Origin of the sequence: Paenibacillus anaericanus (assembly GCF_003994475.1) — a bacterium.
Taxonomy (GTDB): domain Bacteria; phylum Bacillota; class Bacilli; order Paenibacillales; family Paenibacillaceae; genus Fontibacillus; species Fontibacillus anaericanus.
In genome coordinates, this window is the sequence record NZ_RZNY01000004.1 from 160,179 (window position 1) to 183,341 (window position 23,163).

At 41.6% G+C, this 23,163-nt stretch carries 24 protein-coding genes; 5 read left to right on the forward strand and 19 right to left on the reverse strand.

Going from position 1 to position 23,163, the window contains the following annotated elements:
* Positions 1 to 122: 122 nt before the first annotated feature.
* Positions 123 to 1,172 carry a 2,3-butanediol dehydrogenase gene (locus EJP82_RS06985; RefSeq protein WP_127191323.1) on the forward strand — a complete coding sequence of 350 codons (1,050 nt, stop codon included), beginning with the start codon at positions 123 to 125 and terminating at the stop codon, positions 1,170 to 1,172.
* A gap of 143 nt (positions 1,173 to 1,315) precedes the next feature.
* Here the strand turns inward: EJP82_RS06985 and EJP82_RS06990 are convergent, their stop codons facing one another.
* The 11 genes from EJP82_RS06990 to EJP82_RS07040 all read right to left on the reverse strand — a co-directional run bounded on the left by EJP82_RS06990 (position 1,316) and on the right by EJP82_RS07040 (position 12,537).
* Positions 1,316 to 2,842: a prenyltransferase gene (locus EJP82_RS06990; protein ID WP_170220143.1), complete on the reverse strand. Its 1,527-nt coding sequence runs from the start codon at positions 2,840 to 2,842 to the stop codon at positions 1,316 to 1,318.
* The gene (locus EJP82_RS06995) at positions 2,826 to 3,515 is read right to left on the reverse strand and encodes an HAD family hydrolase (RefSeq protein WP_246054002.1); all 690 of its coding nucleotides are present in this window, start codon (positions 3,513 to 3,515) and stop codon (positions 2,826 to 2,828) included. The genes EJP82_RS06990 and EJP82_RS06995 overlap by 17 nt, the downstream gene beginning before the upstream one ends.
* Positions 3,516 to 3,557: 42 nt before the next feature.
* Entirely contained in the window at positions 3,558 to 4,070 is a 513-nt protein-coding gene (gene msrA, locus EJP82_RS07000; protein ID WP_127191326.1) for a peptide-methionine (S)-S-oxide reductase MsrA, read from the reverse strand.
* Between the two features lie 197 nt (positions 4,071 to 4,267).
* The gene (locus EJP82_RS07005; RefSeq protein WP_127191327.1) at positions 4,268 to 5,371 is read right to left on the reverse strand and encodes an ABC transporter permease; all 1,104 of its coding nucleotides are present in this window, start codon (positions 5,369 to 5,371) and stop codon (positions 4,268 to 4,270) included.
* Complete coding sequence (locus tag EJP82_RS07010; protein ID WP_127191328.1) at positions 5,371 to 6,639, reverse strand: ABC transporter permease; 1,269 nt, start codon at positions 6,637 to 6,639, stop codon at positions 5,371 to 5,373. The genes EJP82_RS07005 and EJP82_RS07010 overlap by 1 nt, the downstream gene beginning before the upstream one ends.
* Before the next feature lie 52 nt (positions 6,640 to 6,691).
* Positions 6,692 to 7,624: an ABC transporter ATP-binding protein gene (locus EJP82_RS07015; RefSeq protein WP_127191329.1), complete on the reverse strand. Its 933-nt coding sequence runs from the start codon at positions 7,622 to 7,624 to the stop codon at positions 6,692 to 6,694.
* A 118-nt stretch (positions 7,625 to 7,742) separates the two neighbouring features.
* Positions 7,743 to 8,375 (reverse strand): response regulator, encoded by a 633-nt coding sequence (locus EJP82_RS07020; RefSeq protein ID WP_127191330.1) that lies wholly within the window; start codon positions 8,373 to 8,375, stop codon positions 7,743 to 7,745.
* Positions 8,372 to 9,514 (reverse strand): sensor histidine kinase, encoded by a 1,143-nt coding sequence (locus EJP82_RS07025; protein WP_127191331.1) that lies wholly within the window; start codon positions 9,512 to 9,514, stop codon positions 8,372 to 8,374. The genes EJP82_RS07020 and EJP82_RS07025 overlap by 4 nt, the downstream gene beginning before the upstream one ends.
* A gap of 137 nt (positions 9,515 to 9,651) precedes the next feature.
* A complete protein-coding gene (locus tag EJP82_RS07030; RefSeq protein ID WP_127191332.1) occupies positions 9,652 to 10,491 on the reverse strand; it encodes a DegV family protein in 840 nt (279 codons plus the stop codon).
* Positions 10,492 to 10,594: 103 nt separating this feature from the next.
* Positions 10,595 to 11,698, reverse strand: a complete 1,104-nt coding sequence (locus EJP82_RS07035) for a DNA alkylation repair protein (RefSeq protein WP_127191333.1) — start codon at positions 11,696 to 11,698, stop codon at positions 10,595 to 10,597.
* An 89-nt stretch (positions 11,699 to 11,787) separates the two neighbouring features.
* A complete protein-coding gene (locus tag EJP82_RS07040) occupies positions 11,788 to 12,537 on the reverse strand; it encodes a GTP pyrophosphokinase (RefSeq protein WP_127191334.1) in 750 nt (249 codons plus the stop codon).
* A 195-nt stretch (positions 12,538 to 12,732) separates the two neighbouring features.
* On the opposite strand from EJP82_RS07040, the gene EJP82_RS07045 reads away from it, so the two are divergent.
* From EJP82_RS07045 to EJP82_RS07055, 3 genes are all read left to right on the forward strand, one after another.
* Positions 12,733 to 13,182: a MarR family winged helix-turn-helix transcriptional regulator gene (locus tag EJP82_RS07045; RefSeq protein WP_127191335.1), complete on the forward strand. Its 450-nt coding sequence runs from the start codon at positions 12,733 to 12,735 to the stop codon at positions 13,180 to 13,182.
* A 354-nt stretch (positions 13,183 to 13,536) separates the two neighbouring features.
* Positions 13,537 to 14,346: an arsenite methyltransferase gene (locus EJP82_RS07050; RefSeq protein WP_127191336.1), complete on the forward strand. Its 810-nt coding sequence runs from the start codon at positions 13,537 to 13,539 to the stop codon at positions 14,344 to 14,346.
* Between the two features lie 29 nt (positions 14,347 to 14,375).
* Positions 14,376 to 14,876 carry an arsinothricin resistance N-acetyltransferase ArsN1 family A gene (locus EJP82_RS07055; protein ID WP_127191337.1) on the forward strand — a complete coding sequence of 167 codons (501 nt, stop codon included), beginning with the start codon at positions 14,376 to 14,378 and terminating at the stop codon, positions 14,874 to 14,876.
* A gap of 88 nt (positions 14,877 to 14,964) precedes the next feature.
* Here the strand turns inward: EJP82_RS07055 and EJP82_RS07060 are convergent, their stop codons facing one another.
* Positions 14,965 to 15,468, reverse strand: a complete 504-nt coding sequence (locus tag EJP82_RS07060) for a ferritin (protein WP_127191338.1) — start codon at positions 15,466 to 15,468, stop codon at positions 14,965 to 14,967.
* Positions 15,469 to 15,649: 181 nt separating this feature from the next.
* Between EJP82_RS07060 and EJP82_RS07065 the strand changes: the two genes are divergently transcribed.
* Positions 15,650 to 16,471, forward strand: coding sequence for a class I SAM-dependent methyltransferase (locus EJP82_RS07065; protein WP_127191339.1), 822 nt, complete (start codon positions 15,650 to 15,652; stop codon positions 16,469 to 16,471).
* A gap of 95 nt (positions 16,472 to 16,566) precedes the next feature.
* Here the strand turns inward: EJP82_RS07065 and EJP82_RS07070 are convergent, their stop codons facing one another.
* The 7 genes from EJP82_RS07070 to EJP82_RS07100 all read right to left on the reverse strand — a co-directional run bounded on the left by EJP82_RS07070 (position 16,567) and on the right by EJP82_RS07100 (position 23,138).
* On the reverse strand, positions 16,567 to 17,844 hold the full coding sequence (locus EJP82_RS07070; RefSeq protein WP_127191340.1) for an ABC transporter substrate-binding protein: 1,278 nt from the start codon (positions 17,842 to 17,844) through the stop codon (positions 16,567 to 16,569).
* 41 nt (positions 17,845 to 17,885) lie between these two features.
* Positions 17,886 to 19,040, reverse strand: coding sequence for an efflux RND transporter periplasmic adaptor subunit (locus EJP82_RS07075; protein ID WP_342773676.1), 1,155 nt, complete (start codon positions 19,038 to 19,040; stop codon positions 17,886 to 17,888).
* 65 nt (positions 19,041 to 19,105) lie between these two features.
* Positions 19,106 to 20,011, reverse strand: a complete 906-nt coding sequence (locus tag EJP82_RS07080; protein WP_425464327.1) for a carbohydrate ABC transporter permease — start codon at positions 20,009 to 20,011, stop codon at positions 19,106 to 19,108.
* 29 nt (positions 20,012 to 20,040) lie between these two features.
* Positions 20,041 to 20,907 (reverse strand): carbohydrate ABC transporter permease, encoded by an 867-nt coding sequence (locus EJP82_RS07085; protein WP_127191459.1) that lies wholly within the window; start codon positions 20,905 to 20,907, stop codon positions 20,041 to 20,043.
* Between the two features lie 165 nt (positions 20,908 to 21,072).
* On the reverse strand, positions 21,073 to 22,017 hold the full coding sequence (locus tag EJP82_RS07090; protein WP_170220144.1) for an alpha/beta hydrolase: 945 nt from the start codon (positions 22,015 to 22,017) through the stop codon (positions 21,073 to 21,075).
* Positions 22,018 to 22,088: 71 nt separating this feature from the next.
* A complete protein-coding gene (locus EJP82_RS07095; protein ID WP_127191342.1) occupies positions 22,089 to 22,496 on the reverse strand; it encodes a MerR family transcriptional regulator in 408 nt (135 codons plus the stop codon).
* An 18-nt stretch (positions 22,497 to 22,514) separates the two neighbouring features.
* A complete protein-coding gene (locus EJP82_RS07100) occupies positions 22,515 to 23,138 on the reverse strand; it encodes a hypothetical protein (RefSeq protein ID WP_127191343.1) in 624 nt (207 codons plus the stop codon).
* Positions 23,139 to 23,163 lie beyond the last annotated feature (25 nt).

The following is a 23,163-nucleotide window of genomic DNA, read 5'->3' on the forward strand; positions in this document are numbered from 1 at the left end:
TCACATTTTAATATATTTAGATTTGACATTCCTCTATTAATGTGACATATTTGTTACGGAAACGTTTCCCTTTCTGCGTGAATCTAACTAAGAAATCAATTCATAAACGGGAGATGGAATATATGCAAGCATTGAGATGGCATGGCGTCAAAGACCTACGGTTAGAAACGATTGAAGAACCAACTGCTTTAAACGGTAAAGTGAAAATCAAAATTGAATGGTGCGGAATTTGTGGGAGCGACTTGCACGAATATGTTGCAGGCCCTATCTTTATTCCTGAAAATACAGAACATCCACTAACAGACGAGAAAGCTCCCGTCGTGATGGGACACGAATTCTCTGGACAAATCGTCGAAATCGGGGCAGGTGTATCGAAATTAAAGGTTGGCGACCGTGTTGTCGTAGAGCCTATTTTTGCCTGTGGGGAATGTACGGCATGTCGACAAGGTAGATATAACCTTTGCGATAAGATGGGCTTCCTTGGACTCGCTGGTGGCGGAGGCGGATTCTCTGAATACGTAGCTGCTGACGAACATATGGTTCACAAAATTCCAGATAGCTTATCCTATGAACAAGGCGCGCTTGTCGAACCTTCTGCTGTTGCACTGCATGCGGTCCGCCAAAGTAAATTTAAGGTCGGTGACAAAGCGGTTGTCTTTGGTGCAGGTCCGATCGGGCTGCTTGTTATAGAGGCACTGAAAGCATCTGGTGCGTCAGAAATTTATGTGGTTGAGTTATCTGAAGAACGAAAGAGCAAAGCTGCTGAACTAGGTGGCATTGTGATTGATCCTAAACAATACGATGTAGTTGAAGAACTACAACAACGTACAAATGGCGGAGTTGATGTTGCTTTCGAAGTAACGGGGGTTCCACCGGTTCTCAAACAAGCTATTGAATCCACGAATTTGGGTGGACAAATTATGATCGTAAGTATCTTTGAGAAGGAAGCTGCACTTCACCCTAACAATATTGTTCTCAAAGAACGCAGCATGACAGGAATTATCGGCTATCGTAATGTGTTCCCTGCCGTAATTAGCCTTATGGAACAAGGTTACTTCCCTGCTGACAAATTAGTAACGAAGAAAATCCAACTTTCGGAAGTGGTCGAACATGGATTTGAAGCGCTGTTGAAGGAAAAGAATCAAGTGAAAATCCTAGTAACTCCTAAATAGTGATTTTGAATCTCAGGCGTCCTACAGCGCGTTATTTATGATTAGACACCTATCCGTATAATCAAAAAAATACCAACACTGCCTTCAGGGCGGTATTGGTATTTTTTGATATGATCATATTGTAAAGTTCACTTTCTCAGTAACTACCTCTTAAATGCATTACGGAATTCATTCATCACTTTGCGTTGTCTTTCAATGTAATTCCAAATCCAGAAGACGAATAAGAGCGACACGATAGAATAAACGATGGAAGCGAAGATATTTACTTCAGTCAATAGAAACGCCAAGACTAACAATAGTCCGTTAAATAGATGATTGATTGCTGTATGTGCGTTACTTGGAATGAGATCTCCCGCATTTTTGTCGTAATTTTTCCAAGCGTATCGAATCGCCTGCCATGCAAACGGAAGTGAAAGGAACGAAATATATAGTGTGTATGGTGCGTAGTTCACGAGTGGAAGAATAGCAACAATAAGATATCCCACGATGAAAGAGGCAATCAATACATTTCTAGCTTTACGTTTACCTATGCGAACCACTAACGTGTTCTTGCCCGTCTTCGTATCTGATTCAGCATCAGGGAACTGATTAATTAGCAGTACATTCGAGACGAATATAGCAACGGGGAGCGAGATCAGGAACACCTGTATCGAATAATGGCCTGTCAGGACATAATAAGCCCCCATGGTCATAAATACGCCGTAGGTAGTTGCAACTAATAACTCCGCTATTCCAGGTGCCATATTAAGAAAGGAGAACTTTCCTTTTTCATTCGTATAGAACATCCCCGCAATAATTCCGTACAGAATAAGTGGGATTAACCCCCATCCACTTATAAACACTAAATAAACGCCTATTAAGGTTGCTATGACAAATAACAATAGTCCAAAGAACCCCATATCCCCGCGAGATATTAATCCTAGCTGAATCATTCTTGAGCCGCCTGTAAAAGGCCGCATCCCCGTGTTATTATCACTATCCCGCTCAGCATCTTTCCAGTCATTAATCATATTTGTTCCTGCTTGAATCATTAAAGCTCCAATTAAGGTGAGCAGAAATAGTCCTGCGTTAATGGTATGCGTGATCGATAAGGCAAGTGCTCCACCCAGTAGGATTGGAATCAGGGAAGCTGTCATGGACAGTGGACGAATAGCCTCTTTCCAAACTCTAGCTTTTGCTTTTACATCATCCCATGAGCTGAAGTTCAGCCGATTTTCTTCAAATTCAAATACCGTTGGCGGTTCACCCTGTAGAATCTCAGGAACGAAGCGATATTTAACTGTAAACGGTCTAATCACGATAAATTCCAGCCGATCTATGGCATCTATCGCCATAAATTGTGCCACAATCGGAGAACGATGTTGTAGCAAAAGCGCCGCACGTTCACGCTCCGCTTGATCACTTAACACTTCTGCTCTACCTAGAATTTCGCATTCTTCCATCTTCATAAATTCCTCACCTTGATGGATCAGAAGTGCAGTTTCAGGAATATTGCTCCATTGAATAACTTTAGGATCGCCTTTTGTACTCGTCACAAAAATATTAAAATCATCATCCACTGCAAAATGCATCATCCGTTGACGTGGTGACCCCATATTCGAGGTTCCAACAGCCACAACTTCAGAAGCCATTAGAAAATCAATGACTTGTTGTTTACTTCGTATTGCCATAACTACAATCTCCATTTCCAATATTCAATATGATTTCGCGAATTTCATCGACCTTACCTACGATATGGTCTGCCCCTGCATTTCTTAACTCTTCTTCCGAACCGTAACCGAATAAGACACCAATAGACTCTACACCGCAGCCTTTAGCTCCGATAATGTCATGCTCACGATCTCCGATCATTATGGCACTCTCTGGCGAGATTATATTCTCATCAAGTACAAATTGGATTACCTCTTGCTTCTTCGTACGTGTCCCATCAAGATTACTACCTACAATGTGCTTGAAGTAATGATCCATCTCGAAATGCTTCAAGATCTGTTCGGCGAACACTGTAGGTTTGGAAGTGGCGACATACAAGGTATAACCTTCGTCCTGCAAATATTGAAGCAACTCAGGAAATCCTGGAATGACACTATTCTCAAACATCCCCACCTCGCGAAAGCGTTCCCGATAGTAATCTACAGCCAGATGTGCATTTTCCGGAGATAATCCTCCTAGCTCTACGAAAGATTCATATAAAGGAGGCCCAATATAAGGAATAAGCTGATCGATGTGATCAACCTGGATGTCAAATTTATTCAAGGCATATTCTACACACTTTGTGATCCCCTCTTTAGGGTCGGTTAAGGTTCCATCCAAATCGAATAAAATATTGTTAATATGTCTTTCCACTGCTGTAATTCCCCCCATTTATGTTCATTGAATCATCCTTGCTTACCAATGCTTATCAATAAAACCATCTCTCCCGGACTGCTCACGATCTTCTTTATAATGTTTAGGATTCTTCTTGTGATAGTCTTGATGATATTCTTCAGCACGGTAAAAGATAGGCGCTGGAAGAATCTCTGTTACAATCGGCTCTGCAAATCTTCCACTTGCAGCAAGCTGATCCCTAGATTCAATCGCAGCGTTAAGCTGTTCGTCATTATAATAAAATATAGCTGTCCGATATTGGGTCCCTCTATCTTGAAACTGTCCGTCCGCATCGGTTGGATCAATCTGAGGCCAGTATAGTTCAAGCAATTTCTCATATGGGAAAAGCGTAGCATCAAAACTGATTTGCACGACTTCATAGTGACCTGTTGTCCCAGTCTTGACTTCTTCATAGGTTGGATTCTCACTCTTTCCACCGGCATATCCGGATTCTATGCCAAGTATTCCCGGCAATTCTTCAAAGGGTGTAACCATACACCAGAAGCATCCTCCAGCAAACATTGCTTTTTCCATACTTCCCAACTCTCCTTCCACTCTACCTTTTTCTCTACCACTCCTATTAAATATGGAGCAAAACAGATACGAATTCAAGCTTTCTTCCATAACTTAGCATAAGATACAATAAAACAATAAAAGGCCGCTAAAGAAGCGACCTTGGGCAATGAATCCTCATTATGAGTAATGCATTTTATGGATAGAATAACGTAACGTCACGCCTTCCGCCGTTCCATTAAATTGATCCCAACACCCATGCAAATTACACCAATGAATAGCAGTTTGGCTATAGGCATAGCCACATCGGTCAAACTTTCGTTAAACATCGCTACTCCGGTTAAAGCTTTCATAGCATGTGTCAGTGGAAATAATTCAGATATCCCGAGAATAAACTTATTCGTAATTGTCCCAGGTGGGACATAAATCCCACCAAGCATAGGCATAATGGGTACGGTTGCTGATAAGAGGGAACTAAACTGTTCAGGTGTTCTCATTACACCAGCAAGTAGCATTGCAAAGGCCACCATAGTAAACATATAAGTCGCGCAGATGACCAAAATCATGTCGAAATGTTCCATCAGCTGATATCCAAACCCATAGTGGAAAATGAGGAAGACAATAATAATTTGTATAAAACCAATCAAAAAGCTGTAGATCAGATGCCCTAGATACATTTCCGTCTTGCGAACCGGAGACAAAATAACTCGATTCCATACACCTGTAGTTTTCTCCATCAATACTCCAGTCACCTTAAATCCAATGGTGTAGATAACCAGAAATAAAGTAAGCCCAAAAAGAAACTGTAAGTTTATATCATACTTGACGATAGGATTACCATCCCATGCCTGTGTTTGTAAAGTTAATGCAGGTCTCTGTAGGTTATGTTCTACGTCTGCTCTAAACTGATTTTCATCTCCCGAATGCGTAGATGCTTCCCGAATCTGCATTTCCTTCGCGAACACATGGAATACATGTTGCTCTACGAGCACCACATTGGGACTTTCAATCGCTGAAATAATCTTGTAGTTATTCTCTGATAATTTAATTGCTACATCTGCCCGACCTTCACGTACCGCATCACGCGACGGCTGTTCAGCTCTCATCTTGAATTGATAAGCTTCACTTTGATTTAATAATTGTATCCATGCTGTTTCTTCCGCCGTTGTCAGTTCTGGAACACCAAACACATCTATAAGCATCTTGTTATTAGTTGTCATACTCATAAGTACAGTCCCTACAATACTTAGGCTTAAAAAGATGATGAGCATGAACGGGGAACGACGTTCTTTTCTCCATTGGGCCCAGAAAACAGTGAACATTAGATCCGCCCCCTTCTTGGAAATAACAAGCTACTCATTACAATCATTACAATACAGAGCAGTCCAAGTCTCAAGAAAGGAACAGTTAATGAAGCAAGGTTATCATGCTGGATCCAACTAATAAAGATGGATAATGACAAGCCATTAGGTGTCCATTCTCCAACGTACTTAATCCAATCAGGTAAGATGTAAATGGGTGTGAAGCTTCCTCCAGCGCAGCCAATGACCATAATAATCAGTGTTAAAATTCCAGTTGCTGCCGATTCTTTTATCCGGAAGGTTAATGATGTGAACAACATAGTTAATGCAGCCACACAAAGTGAATACAACACTAAAATGAATACCATACCAAACCAAAACTTTATGGATCGATTCGGAAATAAATCGAATATAAATTGAGATGCAACAATCAATAGTGCAAATTGCACGAACGTCACACAGAAGATTGAACCTGCCTTACCGAACAAATACCTAGCAGGATGACTACCCGTCACCAGAATGCGATTAAACACATGCTCTCTTTTCTCGGTTATCGCCTTCAAGGCTACGGTTTGAGCTAATATAAGTGAAGCGATAATACTAATCGCAAATGTATAATATTGAAAAGAGCCTAGTGGCTCGATTCCGGCAATTTGCTCCCGACCACCTAACGTTAAAGTTTGATCCATCTTGCTATACTGATCCACTTTTGTAACCAGTGCATGATCAATCGCCGTTTGAAGATTCACCTGTTGCATGAATTCATTGACAACATCCTGTAGCACATCTACAGACATCGAACCCCGCTGATCTGCGGTCAATGTAATCTTGCTTCCGCCTTCTCCATCATCCAAGAGCATCTTATTTAACGTTGCCAGCGTGAAACCAGCAGGGATGTTTATCATTGCCGTGATCTCTTTATTTTTCAATGCTTGCATTGCTGCATCCTGATCCATCGGTATGCTTTTCACGAAATCGATACTGTCCAGTATTTGTATCAAAGACTTCGCGGGAAGTCGTTGCTCCGCTTGGAGTCCCAGCGAAGCCTGAGCTTCACTGGTTAAAGAAGATGATGCAATGGCATTCTTAAATGCAATAAGTCCTGACGGATCATTATCCTCATTAACTATAGCAACCGTCATTTGCAGCGATTCGTTCTTCTTCTCTACCCAGCTTGATGTCGTATATCCTAGAATGATAATCATAATAAGAAATATGATCGTCATAACAAGTGTATCGTAGCGTTCTCTCCATAGAATTAAGAGATCTTTTTTGAAAAACGGTCCCAATTTAACCCCTCCTCAAACCATTCATAAGGTTAATTCTCAATGTTACCAGTGGTTAATCCCTCAATTTACGACCAGTCAGCTGCAGGAATACATCTTCTAAACTCGGTGTATAAACATTAATGTTCACGATCTGCACGCTGAGCCGTTCTGCCACTTGAACAACATGAGCAAGGATTCCGCTTTGTTTCGTGACAATCAGCTTGAGTCCTGATTCCGTTTCTTCGACTTGCCTAACCGGGTCCAATACGAGGAGCTCTTGGACTAATTCGGGAGATGGTTCATTTAGCTGGATAAGTAGTGTATCTTCTCCTGATAAAATGCGTCGCAGCTCATCTTGGGTTCCCGATGCAATAATCTGACCATGGTCCATGATGTACATCCGATTGCACAGTTGCTCAACCTCTTCCATGTAATGACTCGTGTACAGCACTGTTGTCCCCTTCTCACGGTTCAACAATCGGACCGTTTCCAAGATGTGATTACGTGACTGTGGATCGATCCCAACGGTTGGCTCATCCATAATGACGATTTGCGGGTCATGTAGTAAGGCTGCGGCGATGTTAATCCGCCGTTTCATGCCACCGGAGAATGCTTTGATCAACTCTTTCTGCCGCTCTCGCAAGCCCACCATTTCAAGCACTTCTTGAATTTTAGATTCCAGGTGGTTCCCCTTCAGCTTGTAGATTCGACCAAAGAATTTAAGATTTTCATAAGCAGACAGCTCATTATATAAGGCAATTTCCTGCGGTACCACGCCAAGAACCTTGCGAATGTCCTGCGGATTTTTCACTACACTTTTTCCATTTAAGCGAACATCTCCACTCGTAGGTAGCAAAAGGGATGAGATCATCGAAATCGTTGTAGACTTCCCAGCTCCATTTGGTCCGAGCAACCCCACGGATTCCCCCTTCTCCAAATATAAGCTCACCTCTTCAACAGCGGTTTTCCCTTTGAACACCTTACGTAACTCGATCGTTTCCAGCATATTTCATACCTCCTTAACCGATTAGCGATTATGTATAAAGTTTATATACAAAAAGACAGTGCTCCCACTGTCTTCCGTCACTTCTTTGTATGTAAACCATGACTTCAGTCATTTTTTCTCAAACCACGTTATGCCGGATGGCGTAGATCGCTAATTGTGTTCTATCGCGTAGCTCCAGCTTATCCATGATTTGACTCACATGATTTTTTACCGTTCCAAGTGATAATGCCAACTCGTTAGCGATCTCCTGATTACTTCGTCCTTCTCCAACAAGTCGGATAATTACCAATTCACGTGGGGTAATCGAAGCATCGACTGAAGTTACTGCCGTCTGCTTAAGTAGCTGAGGAATCACCTTAGCTGCGACCTCCTCCTGTAAAGAAAGCCCACCAGACAAGCAGCTTCTGATGGAGCGAATAAGCGCCTCAGAATCGGCATCCTTCAGCATATAACCATTAGCGCCTATCTTCAGCGCCTCCATCGCATATTGATAATCATTAAATGTAGTGAGCATGAGCACCTTACTCTGTGGCCAACGTGTCCGAATCACTCTAGCTGCATCAAGACCATTCATTTCCGGCATACGGATATCCAGTACGATAATGTCGAAGGTATTTCGCTCACATAACTCAAGGGCTTCCTTCCCATTGCTGGCCTCTCCGGTAACGATCATTTCGCTATCTGTTTCGATCATCATTTTCAACCCTTGACGTACCATCGCTTGATCCTCAGTTAGTAAGATCCGGATCATATCTCAGCACCTCCCTTTTTCACCATCGATAACGTACCCCTCACAACAAATCGGTCTTTATAGGGAATGACTTCTACTTGTCCGCCTGCCGTTTCCATACGTTCTCGCATAGATCGCAATCCAAAGCCTTCGCGGAAAGGCTTACTCTCAGTCAAGGCATTAGAAACCTCAAAGCGAAAAACACCACCACCAGGGGCTTCGAACAACACGTCGGCTTCCCGTGCGGTACTATGTCTCATAATATTAGTTAAAGACTCCTGAACTGCACGATAGACGGCAATGGATTGTATATTGCTAATAGGAGCTGAAAGTGCACCGTGTTTGACAGTAAAGTTCACTCGTAAGATGTTCTCCGCCTCTAACTTACGAATCAAATTTAGAATCGCAGGTAATCCACCAACCTCTTCATGCTTTAAGGTTTTAACCGCATTTCGTGTCTCTTCAAGGCTCTCTCTCGCTAATTCCTTCAAGTCCTGCACCTTGGCTGCGGCCTCGTCGTCCACTTGCATGCGAAATACTTCCAATTGTAACAATAGAGCCGTTAGCTTATGTCCAACAGAATCATGAATATCTCGTCCTACTTGAGCACGTTCATCTTGCCTTACCACTTGTTCGTTTGAGATCATACGACGTTTCATTTTACGGTACTCGCTGAGCAGTGCTTCATTCCACGCTGATACTTCAACTTCCTTTGACGACATTTTATGAAAAACGATCAAGGCCGTAGCTAGTAATAAGCTATACAATACGATAAACATTGGAGTAATGGCAGGATATCCCAAATAATACGGTCCCAATGCTCCTAGCATAAGAATAAGTCCAATCACTATAGCCCGAGGGTGTGACAACCGATATACGGCTTCCCCGGCAATAATTGAATATACAAGCAGAATATAGAGATTGGGAACGCCGTCTTTTGCAGGCCACAGAGTTACTATAGCAATAAGTGAAGCTACGCTTAGAATGATTGTAAGTCCAACAGAATGTTGCCGAAACAGTGGGGAGATAAAATACACAGCGAAGAACATTGCACATCCAGCGATACGCCACGGCAGTTCAACTCCACTTAGGGTCAAATTTACAAAGGCACAAAACCAAGCCATCGCTAGAAATGAAAACCAAATCCAAAAAGATCGCATAATGTTTCACCTTCCCCTCCAGACATCAAACCATATTTTAGGTAAAATATCGATACTATAAATATTATTACATAAAAAAAGTCGTACACAGAGGTTATGTCCCCCATGTACGACTCTCTAAAAAATATAAAATTTATTTAAAAAGCGATACCAACGCCGCCTTCTCCCGCATACGTGCCCATGATGGGTCCCATATTGGAGAATAAAACTTCTTTAAAGGGATGCTTCTCAAGAATACGATCTTTGATTTCAAGCGCCCGTTTCTCACAATTACTGTGTACGATGGCAATAACCGCTTTTTCATAGTCATGTTGTTTCTCTTCTAGACGTGCCAACAGAGCTTTCAGCGCATTTTGCATGCCCCGCGTCTTCTCGACTACTTCTACCGTGCCTTCTTCACTAATTTTCAAGAGTAATTTGATATTGAGCACGGAAGCGACTGCACCCGACAAGCGGTTCAAACGTCCGCCCTTGATGACGTTCTCCAAGGTTTCCAACGTAAAGAAGGCTTTGACCTCCTTGCATTGGTGCACAACCTTTTCTTTTAACTCCGTCAAGTTTTTACACGACTCAGCCCATTGGGCTGCCAAGCCAACAACTAAGGATAATCCCCCGGAGAAAGTCTTGGAGTCAATGATCTCTATTCGATTCGTATGTCCTTCTTCCCTGTACATGTCCAAGGCCATCATAGCTGTTTGGTACGTACTACTAATGTTAGAGGACATGCAAATTACCAAGATATCAGTGCCTTCTTCTACTTCTTTGAACTTGTCCAGGAAATCCAACGGACTTGGACTAGCTGTAGTCGGTAAAGCCTTTGATTCCCGCATTTTGTGATAAAAAGTTTCGGCGTCCATATCTCCCGGCATCTTCTCATGATTGAAATGTACCGATAAATTTACGACGGAAACATTAAACCGCTTAATGTACTCAATAGGCAAGTCGGAACCACTGTCAGTAATAATCTTGATCGCCATTCATATACGCTCCTTATGATTCAAACAATATATCGTTAATATTATCATTCATAGAACTCATGCTGCAACTAATCATCAATTTCTATCGAAATAACCATTTTAGCTATTCCTCTAATTGAAGTATCGTGCTAGCAACTTCTCTCCCGTTCACCAGTAGCACAATCTGGTGCTCACCTGGATAATGACGGCGAGTCGTCAGATCCGCCCAGCGATGTGTCCGTGTTCCCTTTAGCAGAGATCCGCCGGGTACAGTCTTATCACTTAGTAAGAATGATTTACGTGATGTACGTCCTCCTGCTTTCACAAAGTCGATCCCGTACTCAATACGCAGATGCGCTTGATCTCCTTCACGGATGCGAAGTTCGTAGTGTAGCTCACAGCTCCCGCCAATCGTAAGTACAGACGGCTCCACAGTCAATGAAGCCATGGATGTAAGCGAAGTCGCACCATCCGATTCCGCATAACCAAACAACGCCATAACCTCTGGCACGGATTTGCGGATTAAGGTTCGACATCCATGTCGCACGATCCAATCGGTATGCGGATGTTCGCCTTTCCAGCGCTGAGCGATGTCCACAACAACCGAAAGGTTATCCTTCGCTATATCGTTAAGGTTGTTGGCAACACTCTTTCGGACATAAAGTGATGGATCTGCTTTCAATAACTCCAGTACGGGAAGTACTGGCGCTGGATCACGCTTGAACATCGGAAGTGCTTGTCCCCAAGGTAGACGAGGTCTTGATCCCTCACTTGCTAGACGACGTACATGCTCATCTGAATGTTTCGCCCAGATCATCATTTGTGACATCATACGCTCCGGATCTCGCAGCAGGAACGATCTTACAGCAAATTCCGCAGAGGACTTCGAAGTGAATCGTTCCAGTGCTTTCATGGAAAGTTCCCAGTGCTCTTCCGCCTGACCAAATACCTCTACGAAATCGGGAAAGAACAAATATGGAAATCCAACACAACTCTCATCAATCGCAAACAACACGTCCAGCGCCTCTTCATACCGATCCGGCAGATGTGTTCCAAGTGTCTGCGCAATCCTCCGCATCCGTGCCTTTAGCTCTAGCTCATCCCATGTATCATCCATCACCGTAGCGATGAATTTGTCCGTCTCAAAGGAACTGTAGACAGAAACTATCTTCTTGCTAAATTCCCGCAGAAACTCTTCGTTGTACATGGCCTTTAAAGGTTCCGGCATCGTTGCCCTCCTACTATTAAAGCAATTTTGTATTAAATCGAGCTAACCACACAATATTTCTATTATACAACTTGCTTCACTTTAATAGCTTACTTTTGTTCCACATTTAGCAATTCTAATAATTGTTTCGGTATTGAAATTTGCTGATTATTAACCAGCAACTGATTGATTTCTTTTAAGATATCTCCCTCCTCTGATTTCTCTACCTTTATGGCATTAATCTCATGATGAAGTCGTTCCATTTTTTGATCCAGGGAAGCTGCAGAATCAGCTGCCTCTTTTAGTTCTTCCAGAAAGCTTACAGGTACCTCTTGATTAAATTTATAATAGATTTTATGTTCTAAGCTTGCCCAGAAATCCATGGCCATCGTGCGGATTTGAATCTCAACATATACTTCTTCCTGCCGATCAGACATAAATATAGGAACCTTTGCTAGAACATGCAGACTTTTGTATCCATTTGGTTTTGGATTTTTAATATAGTCTTTAACTTCTACTATGGTTAGATCACTTTGATTACTCAACATATCGCTGATCCGGTAAATGTCAGAGACAAATGAACACGTTATACGTATTCCAGCGATGTCTCTAATATTTTCTCTAATATAGGTTAGTGAAGGTTCTCCACCCTTTCTGTATAATTTCTTCATAATACTCTCAAAGGATTTAACACGGGATTTACTGTTTTCAATCGGATTATAGTCATGCAAGAAATGAAATTCATCCTTTAAAATATCAATCTTAGTCTCTATTTCATTTATAGCGAATTTATACATCATCATAAACCGGGTAATTTCAGTTCTCATACCTTTTATTTTCTCGATTTGCAGCGGGTTCATTTGTTGCCTTCCTCTCAGTGTGGTTCATAAACAATATATAGTAACTATCTCGTCCTTCTATCCTATCACTATTTATCTTTGTGAAAAAAAGCATATGTTCTATTTTAAATAGAACTTGAAATGAAATCAACAGCACTGATATTTAGTTGCATTTTACAAGTAAATAGATTATAACTATTGCATGAGGTGATTTTTATGAATAACGCACGTGAACAGTTTCAATTGATGACTCGTCGGTTCGGCCTACTCAACAAAGTTTGTTGCAGTGTTGGGGGTTGCGATCTGTCCTTGGTACAAAGTCATATCCTATATGAGATAGACCAACAAACGAATCCGTCTATGCAGCAAATTGCCGATACACTGGCCACGGATATCACAACGTTTAGCCGTCAGGTACAGTCGCTTATTAAACTGGGCTTAGTGTCCAAAACTCCGCATCCTGACGACAAAAGGGTCAATACCCTCACACTGACAACCGAAGGAAAATTTGTAGCAACGACCATTGATCAACAGATGAATACTTATCTTGATGAAGTCTTTTCTTATATGACAGAGTTTGAAAAAGAGACTGTAATGAAGTCAGTAATTTTATTGAACGAGGCTATGGCTAAATCAAGTAAGTGTTGTGCACCGTTATCAAGATAACTTTTTTCCCTTGGCTCAACACCAAAATCAGCGCTAAAAAAAGGTAAAACTAGATCAATGACCGCTCCACGGACGGATTATCCTTACGATCGCTGTTGCCTCCAAATTTGTTTGATTATATCGCTATAGGGTTAAAAATTCGGAGGCAAAGCATATGCTTCCGAAGTAGCTTTCCTTTGGAAAGCTTTTAGCCGACCGCTTCGCTTCTTCAGGACAATTCCGCCCTCTCCGCTATGATCTGCATATACTTCTATTAGTAAGCACTAATTACGGTTTTGAGCCCTATATTCTTCATATTAATTTGCACGATGCAACTTTTAGAAACGTATAAATATCAAATAAGGAGTGTTTCAAATGACCAAATTAACTAATGATGAGATTCGTCAAAATGTTCGGAGTCGCTATAAACAAGTTGCCATTCAACAAATACAACCAACGGCTACATCTTCTTGTTGCTCAACGGATAGTTGCTGCGATGTACATCCTGATGCGAGTGTCGTCTCCGCGAAATTAGGTTATTCAGACGAGGAGTTAAGCGCTGTTCCAGATGGAGCAAATCTTGGACTAGGGTGCGGTAACCCTCAAGCTATAGCTGAGTTGAAACCAGGAGAAGTTGTATTAGATCTGGGGAGCGGCGGAGGCTTTGATTGTTTCTTAGCTGCACGTCAGGTTGGTGACGAGGGATATGTTATCGGGGTAGATATGACGCCAGAGATGGTCAGTCGCGCTCGGACCAATGCACTAAAAGGTGGATATACAAATACCGACTTCCGATTAGGCGAAATAGAGTATCTTCCGCTTGCTGATCGTACTGTAAACGTCATTATATCTAATTGTGTTATCAATTTGTCGCCAGACAAAGCGCAGGTATTTAGCGAAGCATTCCGTGTACTTCAACCAGGTGGACGTCTTGCGATCTCCGACATTGTAACCACAACGGAGTTACCACCTGAGATTAAGAATGATATGAACGAGTTATATTCCGCCTGTGTTTCAGGTGCTTCCTCAATAGAAGAGATTACTACTTTGCTGCAACTGAGCGGGTTTACTGACATCTCCATCGAACCTAAAGATGAGTCTAAATCTTTTATCAAAGATTGGGTTCCTGGTGCGAACGTGGACAATTACATCGTATCTGCAGTAATTAAAGCCAATAGACCTTAATCAGACAGCTTCGGAAGGAAGGGATTCATATGATTACAGTAACCACTCGTGAAGCTACAAATATTGATGTCGCAGCAATTCTTGAAATTTACAATCAGGGAATCATGGACCGCATAGCTACGCTAGAAACAGAGCCTAAGGATTTGCCGTATATGAACCAATGGTTTCAAGATCATCAAGCTAGATATAGTATTCTGGTAGCGGAACGAGCTGGTGTAGTCATTGGCTGGGCTTCATTAAATCCTTATTCCCACCGATGTGCTTACAATGGGGTGTCGGACCTCTCCGTCTATGTAGACCGAGAATACCGGGGTAAAGGTGTTGGCAGTGCTCTACTCTCCGCAATCGAAGCCAAAGCCATCCAGCATGACTTTCGAAAGATTGTATTGTTTACACTTCCTTTTAATGCTCAAGGTCAAGGATTATATAATAAGAAGGGTTATCGGAAGGTCGGAGTGTTCGAGAAACAAGGAGTTATTGGAAATCATTTGATTGACGTGGTCATTATGGAAAAGGTTTTGTTAAAATAGAACAAATAAACAACCCTCCCCCATCCTAAGGATGAGGGAGGGTTGTGGAGTTCTTCGTTACAACAACTATGATTAGCTACTGATTACTCTATTCCGCCGGAGGTGTGAAAGAGCGAGCGGCGAATTCCGCATCAAGCATATAGAAAGCGTTGCTGTCTTTATCAATACGTTTTAGCTTCTGAATGATACTATCGAATAGAGCCTCTTCTTCAACCTGCTCATCAATAAACCATTTCAAGAAATAAATCGTCGCATATTCACGATCATCTGTAGCTAGATCAGCCAAATGATAAAATTTCTTAGTGTTTTGCTGCTCATGTGCATAACCATGTTCAAACACATCCAGCATAGAGGTATATTCATTCTTAGGTTCCGGCATGGCTTCAAGCGTTGCACGTTGTCTACGGTCATTCAGGAACTTATATATTTTCATCGCATGAAAACGTTCCTCCTCTGCCTGAACAGTGAAGAAATTCGCGAACCCATCCAGGCTTTCACCCGAACAATATGCCGCCATCGCAAGATAGACATGAGCTGAATAAAACTCAAAATTCATCTGTTTATTTAATGCTAATGCTAATTCTTCTTTCATGGATAAGTCACCTCAGCTTCTTTAGGGTATATTTTGAATGGCAAACAAGAATTTACCAAGCATCCCTAGCGTAACACGGCACCTTCTCTTGAGCAAGATTAGACTATTTAGTCCAGTAACCCTTTGTAAGTACTTCTTTGGTATAGTTTAGTAATATCTAACTTATTAAGGAGGTTTACACATGACCGAATCCAACCATTTGTCTAACAATGTAACGAGATTTACTGGCTACGCTAATCTGTACGATAAATATCGCCCCGAGGCCCCATTACAGGTAGTGAACTTATTAACTCAGTATGTCGGACACAAACCAACCCTTGTCCTAGATCTGGGATGTGGAACAGGCTTATCCACGATAATCTGGAAGGAACATGCGGATCAAGTTGTAGGTATAGAGCCAAATGAAGACATGAGAAATAAAGCGCTAGAAAAGTTACAACTGCTGGGCGGGACTCCATCCATTACTTTCGTTGCTGGGTATTCAGATCAAACCCCCGCCAAGTCCGCGTCTGCTGATATCGTTACATGTTCTCAATCATTCCATTGGATGGAACCCGAAAGTACACTCAAGGAAATCAATCGTATTCTTAAAAAGAATGGCGTATTTGCTGTATACGATTGTGATTGGCCACCTACCCTTCTTTGGACTTTAGAGGCAGAGTATTTAAACTTGATCCAAAAAGCGGATGCAGTTATTCAACAGAATGTGGACACCTTTGATCTCGTTCATAAATGGAATAAGGACGGACATTTAGATAACTTCCGTGAAAGTGGTATTTTCCGTTTCACCAAGGAAATTGTATTTCACAATATAGAGACATGTAACGCAGAGCGCTATGTTGGGTTAGCACTTAGTCAGGGTTCGGTTCAAAACGTACTGAAACTCAATTTGAAGAATCTAGATGATGATATCGAAGCATTCCAACAAAATGTGGAGCGATTTTTTGACGGTAGAGACTTAGATATTATGTTTAACTACAGAATGCGGCTTGGTGTTAAATGATCCGCATTCTGTACCGTCAAAGTTCATTACAGAGAAGAATATGTGAAGATCAATGGCTCTTTTTGCTCTACTAGAGTTTATCAAGACATTATAGATTATTCGTTTAAGTAGATTTTCACTCGATTCTGAATTAGCTTTGCCACTTCCTCCGCGGATTTTTGTTCACTGAAGAATGAAATGGCCTCAGATCCCATAATGGAAATCACCTTACCGTCCAGGTCAGTATAGTTATCCGCTGTATTAATGAATTGTCTGAACTGAGTAAATTCTTCGTCCGATACCGATACCTTAAGTGACCCAGAGCCTAGAAGCTTGTACGTTCCATTTTTAACTTGTGTCTGAATGTCGTTCAGCTGCTTCTCATTCACAGATTTAAGCAGTGAAAACCCATCTCTATCTTGCAGGGATTGCCCATCTTCGGATAACAGGAAAGCAATAAACTTCCAAGCCTCCTCTTTAACAGGAGAGTTCGCTTGAATCGCCAACTGCGAACTAGGGATAATCCTCGGTCCACCTTTTTGTTCTGGTTTCTGCAGCAGCTTCGGATTGGAGAAAAATTGATGCATATCATTGATAAGATCTGCCGGCGATCGCAAAACGGTAGAATAAAACATTTGCTTGCCAATATCCGCCGGTTCCGAAGTCATAACTTTATCATCGTACATTTTTTTTATTTGCTGCAGCACTCCTACGAATAAGGAAGAGTCGAACTTTGCCTGTTTCGTTGAATGATCAACGAACTCTGTGTATCTATCTAGAATAATTTCTGTAAGGAGGAAATCAGGTGGATCATTTGCTAAAGCGTAACGGTGTTCCGTGCCTTTTTCCCCCAATTTCCTTGAAATCTCCTCAAACTCCTTCCAGGTCCAATTCTTATCGTCGATGTTCATGGTCCCAAGAATGTCCCCATCGCCTACGAACGCCCGTAAGGAGAATCCGAATGGCATGGTATACATACCACCATTCAGCTTCAATAGTTCCAATATGTTCATTTGTAAATCGCTTTTATTCAACGTTTTATCTTGTTCCATGGAATCATCCATGTTCAGGAGAAGCTTTTTGATCACGTAATCATCGATGGGCAAGCCGCTTACTTCGAAGATATCCGGACCCTTCCCTGATAGCAGTGCTGTATTCGTCGTTTTTTGGTATTTCTCATAATCATCTGTAGTCTGAATTTGAAGATCAATATCCGGATACTTTTCTTCAAACTTTTTTTCTGCCGCCTGAAAAAATGAACTCGGCTGTTGTACAGACAAAGTAACGACTGTTTTCCCCTCTTTACTTTCTAAATCCTTACTACCTCCAGAACCACATGCCGTCGTTGTCGTAATTAAAATACCAATACAAATCATCCACAGCCACTTTTTCATTGTATAAGTTCCTCCAATAATTTTATCTCATATTTGCTTAACTATTCCATACGAATACGGTTTCCATCTTGTAAAGGCTCACTGCTTTCCAGAATAATCAGGTCATCATCATAGATGTTATCCGATTGGATCATCGTTTCTTTGTCCATCGTTTCACTGTAATGAATTTGGACTTTACGAACGAGAAAGACATTTTCTAATGCCCCTTTCTGTTCTTCAACTTTATAAACAAACATTCCGTCTCGTTCCTCATGAATAGCCACATTTGAAATGACAAATCCCTCTTTGCTTGAGCGTTTCTCGAGTTTAATCCTTGCCTGTTCACCCCCTATCAATTGAGAGTTAACAACCTTTATACGTAGGACCTTCTGAGTGATCGTTATGGTCTTGCCCGCTTCTTCATTAGTACGCGGTTGTTCATTCACCATTTCCTCAACCGTACCGACAATCATAAGGGTCTGTTGTTCTTGGGCAGTAGCTACCTCGACATCTATCTTCTCTCCGATCGAAATTCCTAAGCTTGACAACAGCGTTGAGTCAGCAAAAATATCCAATCGATAACCTAGGCTACTGTTGGAGACAAGAACATCCGGTTCCCCCGCAGACACCATCCCCTCAATGGCATTCAGCTTCGTAATCACACCATCAAATGGAGCTGAAATTTCCTTTTGGCTGTCTAGTCGATCCCTCAATACGTTAATTTTTCGTTCCTGCACGCCAAGATCAAGTTTATACGTTTCAATATCGCGTTTTGCAGTCCGAATCCCCATCTCATCCCCTTCTGTTGTTGATGTAATGAAACGATCTTGTATATTTTGCAGCTCAATTTTTTGCTTTTCCAGATGAGTGATTTCATCTTGCAATTCTCTTTCGGCAGATTTACTGTCATAGGTAATTAGCTTTTGTCCCTTTTTCACATGATCCCCTTCTTTCACGAGAATCGTTGCTACTTTCCAATGGTCAGAATTCACTAGCTTTGCTTCTGCGATGGGCTGTAGTATTCCGTTTCCTTCAAGCGTATGTACGAGACTTCCATATACTGCATTTTCCGTCCTCACTTTTGGAAAAGTCAGAGACTGGAATGTGTTACTAAATAGTGTGAAGAACACTAACAATATAATAGATATACTGAAAATAATTTGAATTTTTCGTTTGCGCCCACGATCTTTAGGCACTTCTCTTAAATCTATTTCCACTTCCTCTTCCCCCTAAGACTCTTGCTTTAAAGAAACTTGCATCGTAAGCATCAACCCCTCACGATCTACCCCTTGATGCCAGACAGTTGAATTCCTTCAATGAAATAGGTCTCTGCATACAAAAATAACAGCACCATCGGAGTCATATAAAGCATAGATGCAGCGAAAGCAACCCCCTGCTCGCCTGAGTTAATTCTTGATAAATAAACTGAAAGTGGCTGCTTTAAAGGATCATCCAGAAAAATAAGAGGTTGTTCCACCATGTTCCAATAATCGACAAACAATAGAATAACGAGTGCAGCCATGCCTGGTTTGATCATAGGGACAATAATCGTGGAGAAAATCCGTAAATGTCCGGCTCCATCAAGCTTAGCCGCTTCGATATAAGAATACGGAATAGGTAGCATAAACTGCCTGAGCATAAACACACCAAAAGCTGCGAAAATCCCAGGTAATATAATGGCATTTGGACTATTCAGCAATCCCAGCTTTTCCGCCATAATGTAATTCGGTACTAATGTCACTTGAAACGGCATGAGCATCGTCAAAAGATAGACAAGGAACAGTGCCTCCCGACCGCGAAATTGCAATTTGGAGAACGTATATGCAGCTAGCGCGGCTACCAGGGTCTGCCCTGCAATGATTGGCACGACCATGAATACTGAATTCCAAAACATCATTAGAAACTTTGAGCTATTAACCAACACTTTGCCATACTGCTCCAGCGAGACTTGATCTGGCAGTAGCTTTAAATTAACAAACCGATTCGTATCCCCTGCAGTAACTTCGTTCATTGTTCCGATCAGCCCATAGTTGATACTAATTTCTCGTTCAGTCATGATCGAATTTGTGAAAGTAATCACCATGGGGAATAATAACAGTACCGCGATGGCGGTCATGACGACAGTTAACGCAAATTTTTGTAATATTCTTGTACTTTGCAATCGACCGCTCTCCCTAAAATTTTTCATAGAAAATACCTCGTATGCATAAGCATGTGCTATTCCATAAACTGCCGAAAACGGCGTTCCAACATAAACAACACGCTCACAATGAGTAGAATGCAGCCGACCATTATCGTTGCCGCCGCCGTCAGTTTCTGAATATCTAGTGACATGAACATATTGTTCATATAGTGCTGCAGCATATATATACTGTCGTGCGGATAGTCACCTGCAATTAAATAGGTTTCTCGGAACACTTTAAACGAATTGAGGATGGACATGATAATGACAAAAAACATTGTCGGCGTTAAATACACGAGTGTAATATTGCCAAACTGTCGGAAGCGCCCCGCCCCTTCAACTTGGGCGGTTTCATAATAATCTTTCGGAATTTGCTGTAGCCCAGCTAAGAACAAAATAATGTTATAACCGACGTTTTTCCATAAATAAACGACGATCACCACCGTTCTCGCTGCATCTGTCTTCATCCAATCCACACGTTCGAATCCGAAGTAGCTCAGCCAAGCATTAAGAGAACCGTTCCAATCGAGTAGTATTTGCCAGATTAGAATAATCGAGGCTACAGGAACGACAAGCGGAAGTACATAAGCAGTCCTGAGCCAACTGCGAATATATACATTTTGGTTCAGCAACATCGCCAAACCTAGTGACAGTGCAAGCATCACCGGAACACTAACTGCGGTAAAATTAAACGTATTGGATGCAGCCTTATGGAAGGATTCGCTTGCGAGCAACTCACGGTAATTGTCCAAGCCAACAAATTGGCTGTCGATTGAACTATCCATAAAGGAATAATAAACACCCATGGCAAACGGGATAATGTAGAACAACGAAAATCCTATACCACTGGGTACTAGAAACATCAATGCCGCTGAACTATCCTTACGAAGCCATCTTTTGATTGACAAACAAAAAACCCCACTTCTTCATCTCAGTTTCCTCCTATCCTTTATTCATTAAGGATAGGGAAAACTGTTTAAAAAGAAGTGGGGGTAATTATAAAGATTTTCTTAAATTAGTTAATTTTTCGGATAATGCGATGAAATACACTCAGAGCATGGTTCGTCTTAATTGAGCCTCTTTCGTACAAATTGACCAATATGAATAATTGCCTGCTGGGCCTCAGGCAACATATAGGCTAAAAATTGAAACACGCTCCACATGTTGTCCCAAACCTCTAGAGAGACGTTAACACCTGCTGCGCTCGCTCGTTCAGCAAACCGTGTAGCGTCACTTAACAGCACTTCATGATCGCCTACTTGGATCAATATATCCGGTAAATCACTCAAGTCCATTCTCAGCGGAGACAACAACATAGGTATTGTTCCCGAGTATTTGCCCAGATAATGAGTTAATATCTCTTGATTACCTTTCAAACTTCCTGTAGGATCAAGCTCTGCCCTACTCTTATAAGATTCACCATCTAAATTCACAAGATCACTGTGAGGTGATAGCAGAAAAGCACCCGCCGGAAGTGTCTCCGCGTGGTCTCTTAACGATAGTAATGTCATGAGTGCGAGACTTCCTCCAACGGAATCCCCACCTATAATAACTTGTTGAGCCAAATATCCATTTTCCAGTAACCATCGGTAAGCAAACAAGCAATCCTCATTGGCTGCCGGATATGGATGTTCAGGTGCAAGTCGATATTCCACCAGCAACACCTTCACACCGCTCGCTTGCGAAATTCTGGCTGCCAAATCACGATAATAGTAACAGCTACCCGCAGTAAAGCCGCCACCGTGGAAATAAAGAATGACTTTAGGTTCCGATTCAGTCTCACAGGCGGCTTCAGAACTGTGTTGGGATATATCACCCTTTGTGCTGACCCACTCCCCACTCAAATGACCCATCTTCATCGGTTCAATTACTCTACCTGGTAGTGGTGGTAGTTGTGATACAGCTTCATTCATTTGCTGGCGGATTTGTTCCACTGATCTACCCTCTACATTGTTACTTTGCTTCAAAAAACTCTTGATCGCTGTTAGTTGCTCTATCGGTGTTCGTTCCATGATCATTCCTCCATTCCTACTTCAAGGTTTAATAACGTAATATAAACCCTGCAGTATAGAACAGGGTCAAGTCATGAATCCATATGGAGAATCTGCAGTACACCTTGCACCTCAGGTTGCTTATGTGTCGATTGCAGATTGTTTTTCAATTCAGCCAACATTTGCTTCGTTTGCTCTTTCGCGGCAATTTCTTGGTTGATTCCTACCACTTTTCTATCAATAAAATCAATGAATTGTTGAATACTAATACTTCCATCTGCAGAATTTGTGAGTGCCTTTTTGATCTCCTTTAGAGTAAAACCGCAAAGCTTAGCATTTTTTATGAATTCGATTCGTGTCAGTACGTCTGCCGGGTACAATCGATACCCAGATTCAGATCGTGGAGGAGATGGAATAAGTCCGTGATTCTCATAATATCTCAAAGTGGCCATGTTCACATTCGCCATCTCAGCGATTTGTCCTCGTAGATAACTTCCCATTGCGAAGCCCCCCCGTCTTTATTCAATAATCTCAAGATCTAAGTAGACTTCTCCTAGTGATCCTGAAACAACAACACTTTCATCTTTTTGTATTCCATTAAATTGCATGCTCATATTTAACTTGCTGTGTGTATCGAGTGAAAGTGTGTTACTTTGAAATTCAAACTGTTTAAATTCATTATTAAGCACTGGTTTAAGCGAGATTTTTTCTGCTTTACCATAGTTATAAAGTTCGAACGTGCAATCAGCGATTACTGAATTCCCCTCATCCGTTTTATAGCGACATTTCAAATCTGCAACATCAATCGAATCGATTTCATTTGAGTTATGCTTAAGTAAGTACATCGTACCTTCGGAGACATAAGGAACCACAATGAAAAATACACAACATCCAATAATGATCCGTCTTAAAATCTTAGGATATTTAGGTTTGTAAAATTTTACTGTTCCACTCGTACCCACGATTAATAAAATAATGCCAATAATTGCGGGCAAATGAAAACCTGTGTTGTTTATTTTGGTCCATGGAGAAAGCCCCACTGCTTTAAAAATACTGTCACCTAAGGAATAGCCAAGATGATGAAATGGTAATAGAAGTAGAGCTACAAGTATAGCGGCTATATAAAAATATCCTTTTTTCATTAGTGCCACTCTCCTTATAATCAAA

What these genes read in the sequence shown, in the direction of transcription:
- EJP82_RS06985 (WP_127191323.1), top strand. Translation starts at nt 123, where the DNA reads ATGCAAGCATTGAGATGGCATGGCGTCAAAGACCTACGGTTAGAAACG.
- EJP82_RS06990 (WP_170220143.1), bottom strand. Translation starts at nt 2,842, where the DNA reads ATGGCAATACGAAGTAAACAACAAGTCATTGATTTTCTAATGGCTTCT.
- msrA (WP_127191326.1), bottom strand. Translation starts at nt 4,070, where the DNA reads ATGGAAAAAGCAATGTTTGCTGGAGGATGCTTCTGGTGTATGGTTACA.
- EJP82_RS07005 (WP_127191327.1), bottom strand. Translation starts at nt 5,371, where the DNA reads ATGTTCACTGTTTTCTGGGCCCAATGGAGAAAAGAACGTCGTTCCCCG.
- EJP82_RS07015 (WP_127191329.1), bottom strand. Translation starts at nt 7,624, where the DNA reads ATGCTGGAAACGATCGAGTTACGTAAGGTGTTCAAAGGGAAAACCGCT.
- EJP82_RS07020 (WP_127191330.1), bottom strand. Translation starts at nt 8,375, where the DNA reads ATGATCCGGATCTTACTAACTGAGGATCAAGCGATGGTACGTCAAGGG.
- EJP82_RS07025 (WP_127191331.1), bottom strand. Translation starts at nt 9,514, where the DNA reads ATGCGATCTTTTTGGATTTGGTTTTCATTTCTAGCGATGGCTTGGTTT.
- EJP82_RS07030 (WP_127191332.1), bottom strand. Translation starts at nt 10,491, where the DNA reads ATGGCGATCAAGATTATTACTGACAGTGGTTCCGACTTGCCTATTGAG.
- EJP82_RS07035 (WP_127191333.1), bottom strand. Translation starts at nt 11,698, where the DNA reads ATGCCGGAACCTTTAAAGGCCATGTACAACGAAGAGTTTCTGCGGGAA.
- EJP82_RS07040 (WP_127191334.1), bottom strand. Translation starts at nt 12,537, where the DNA reads ATGAACCCGCTGCAAATCGAGAAAATAAAAGGTATGAGAACTGAAATT.
- EJP82_RS07045 (WP_127191335.1), top strand. Translation starts at nt 12,733, where the DNA reads ATGAATAACGCACGTGAACAGTTTCAATTGATGACTCGTCGGTTCGGC.
- EJP82_RS07050 (WP_127191336.1), top strand. Translation starts at nt 13,537, where the DNA reads ATGACCAAATTAACTAATGATGAGATTCGTCAAAATGTTCGGAGTCGC.
- EJP82_RS07055 (WP_127191337.1), top strand. Translation starts at nt 14,376, where the DNA reads ATGATTACAGTAACCACTCGTGAAGCTACAAATATTGATGTCGCAGCA.
- EJP82_RS07060 (WP_127191338.1), bottom strand. Translation starts at nt 15,468, where the DNA reads ATGAAAGAAGAATTAGCATTAGCATTAAATAAACAGATGAATTTTGAG.
- EJP82_RS07065 (WP_127191339.1), top strand. Translation starts at nt 15,650, where the DNA reads ATGACCGAATCCAACCATTTGTCTAACAATGTAACGAGATTTACTGGC.
- EJP82_RS07070 (WP_127191340.1), bottom strand. Translation starts at nt 17,844, where the DNA reads ATGAAAAAGTGGCTGTGGATGATTTGTATTGGTATTTTAATTACGACA.
- EJP82_RS07080 (WP_425464327.1), bottom strand. Translation starts at nt 20,011, where the DNA reads ATGAAAAATTTTAGGGAGAGCGGTCGATTGCAAAGTACAAGAATATTA.
- EJP82_RS07090 (WP_170220144.1), bottom strand. Translation starts at nt 22,017, where the DNA reads ATGGAACGAACACCGATAGAGCAACTAACAGCGATCAAGAGTTTTTTG.
- EJP82_RS07095 (WP_127191342.1), bottom strand. Translation starts at nt 22,496, where the DNA reads ATGGGAAGTTATCTACGAGGACAAATCGCTGAGATGGCGAATGTGAAC.
- EJP82_RS07100 (WP_127191343.1), bottom strand. Translation starts at nt 23,138, where the DNA reads ATGAAAAAAGGATATTTTTATATAGCCGCTATACTTGTAGCTCTACTT.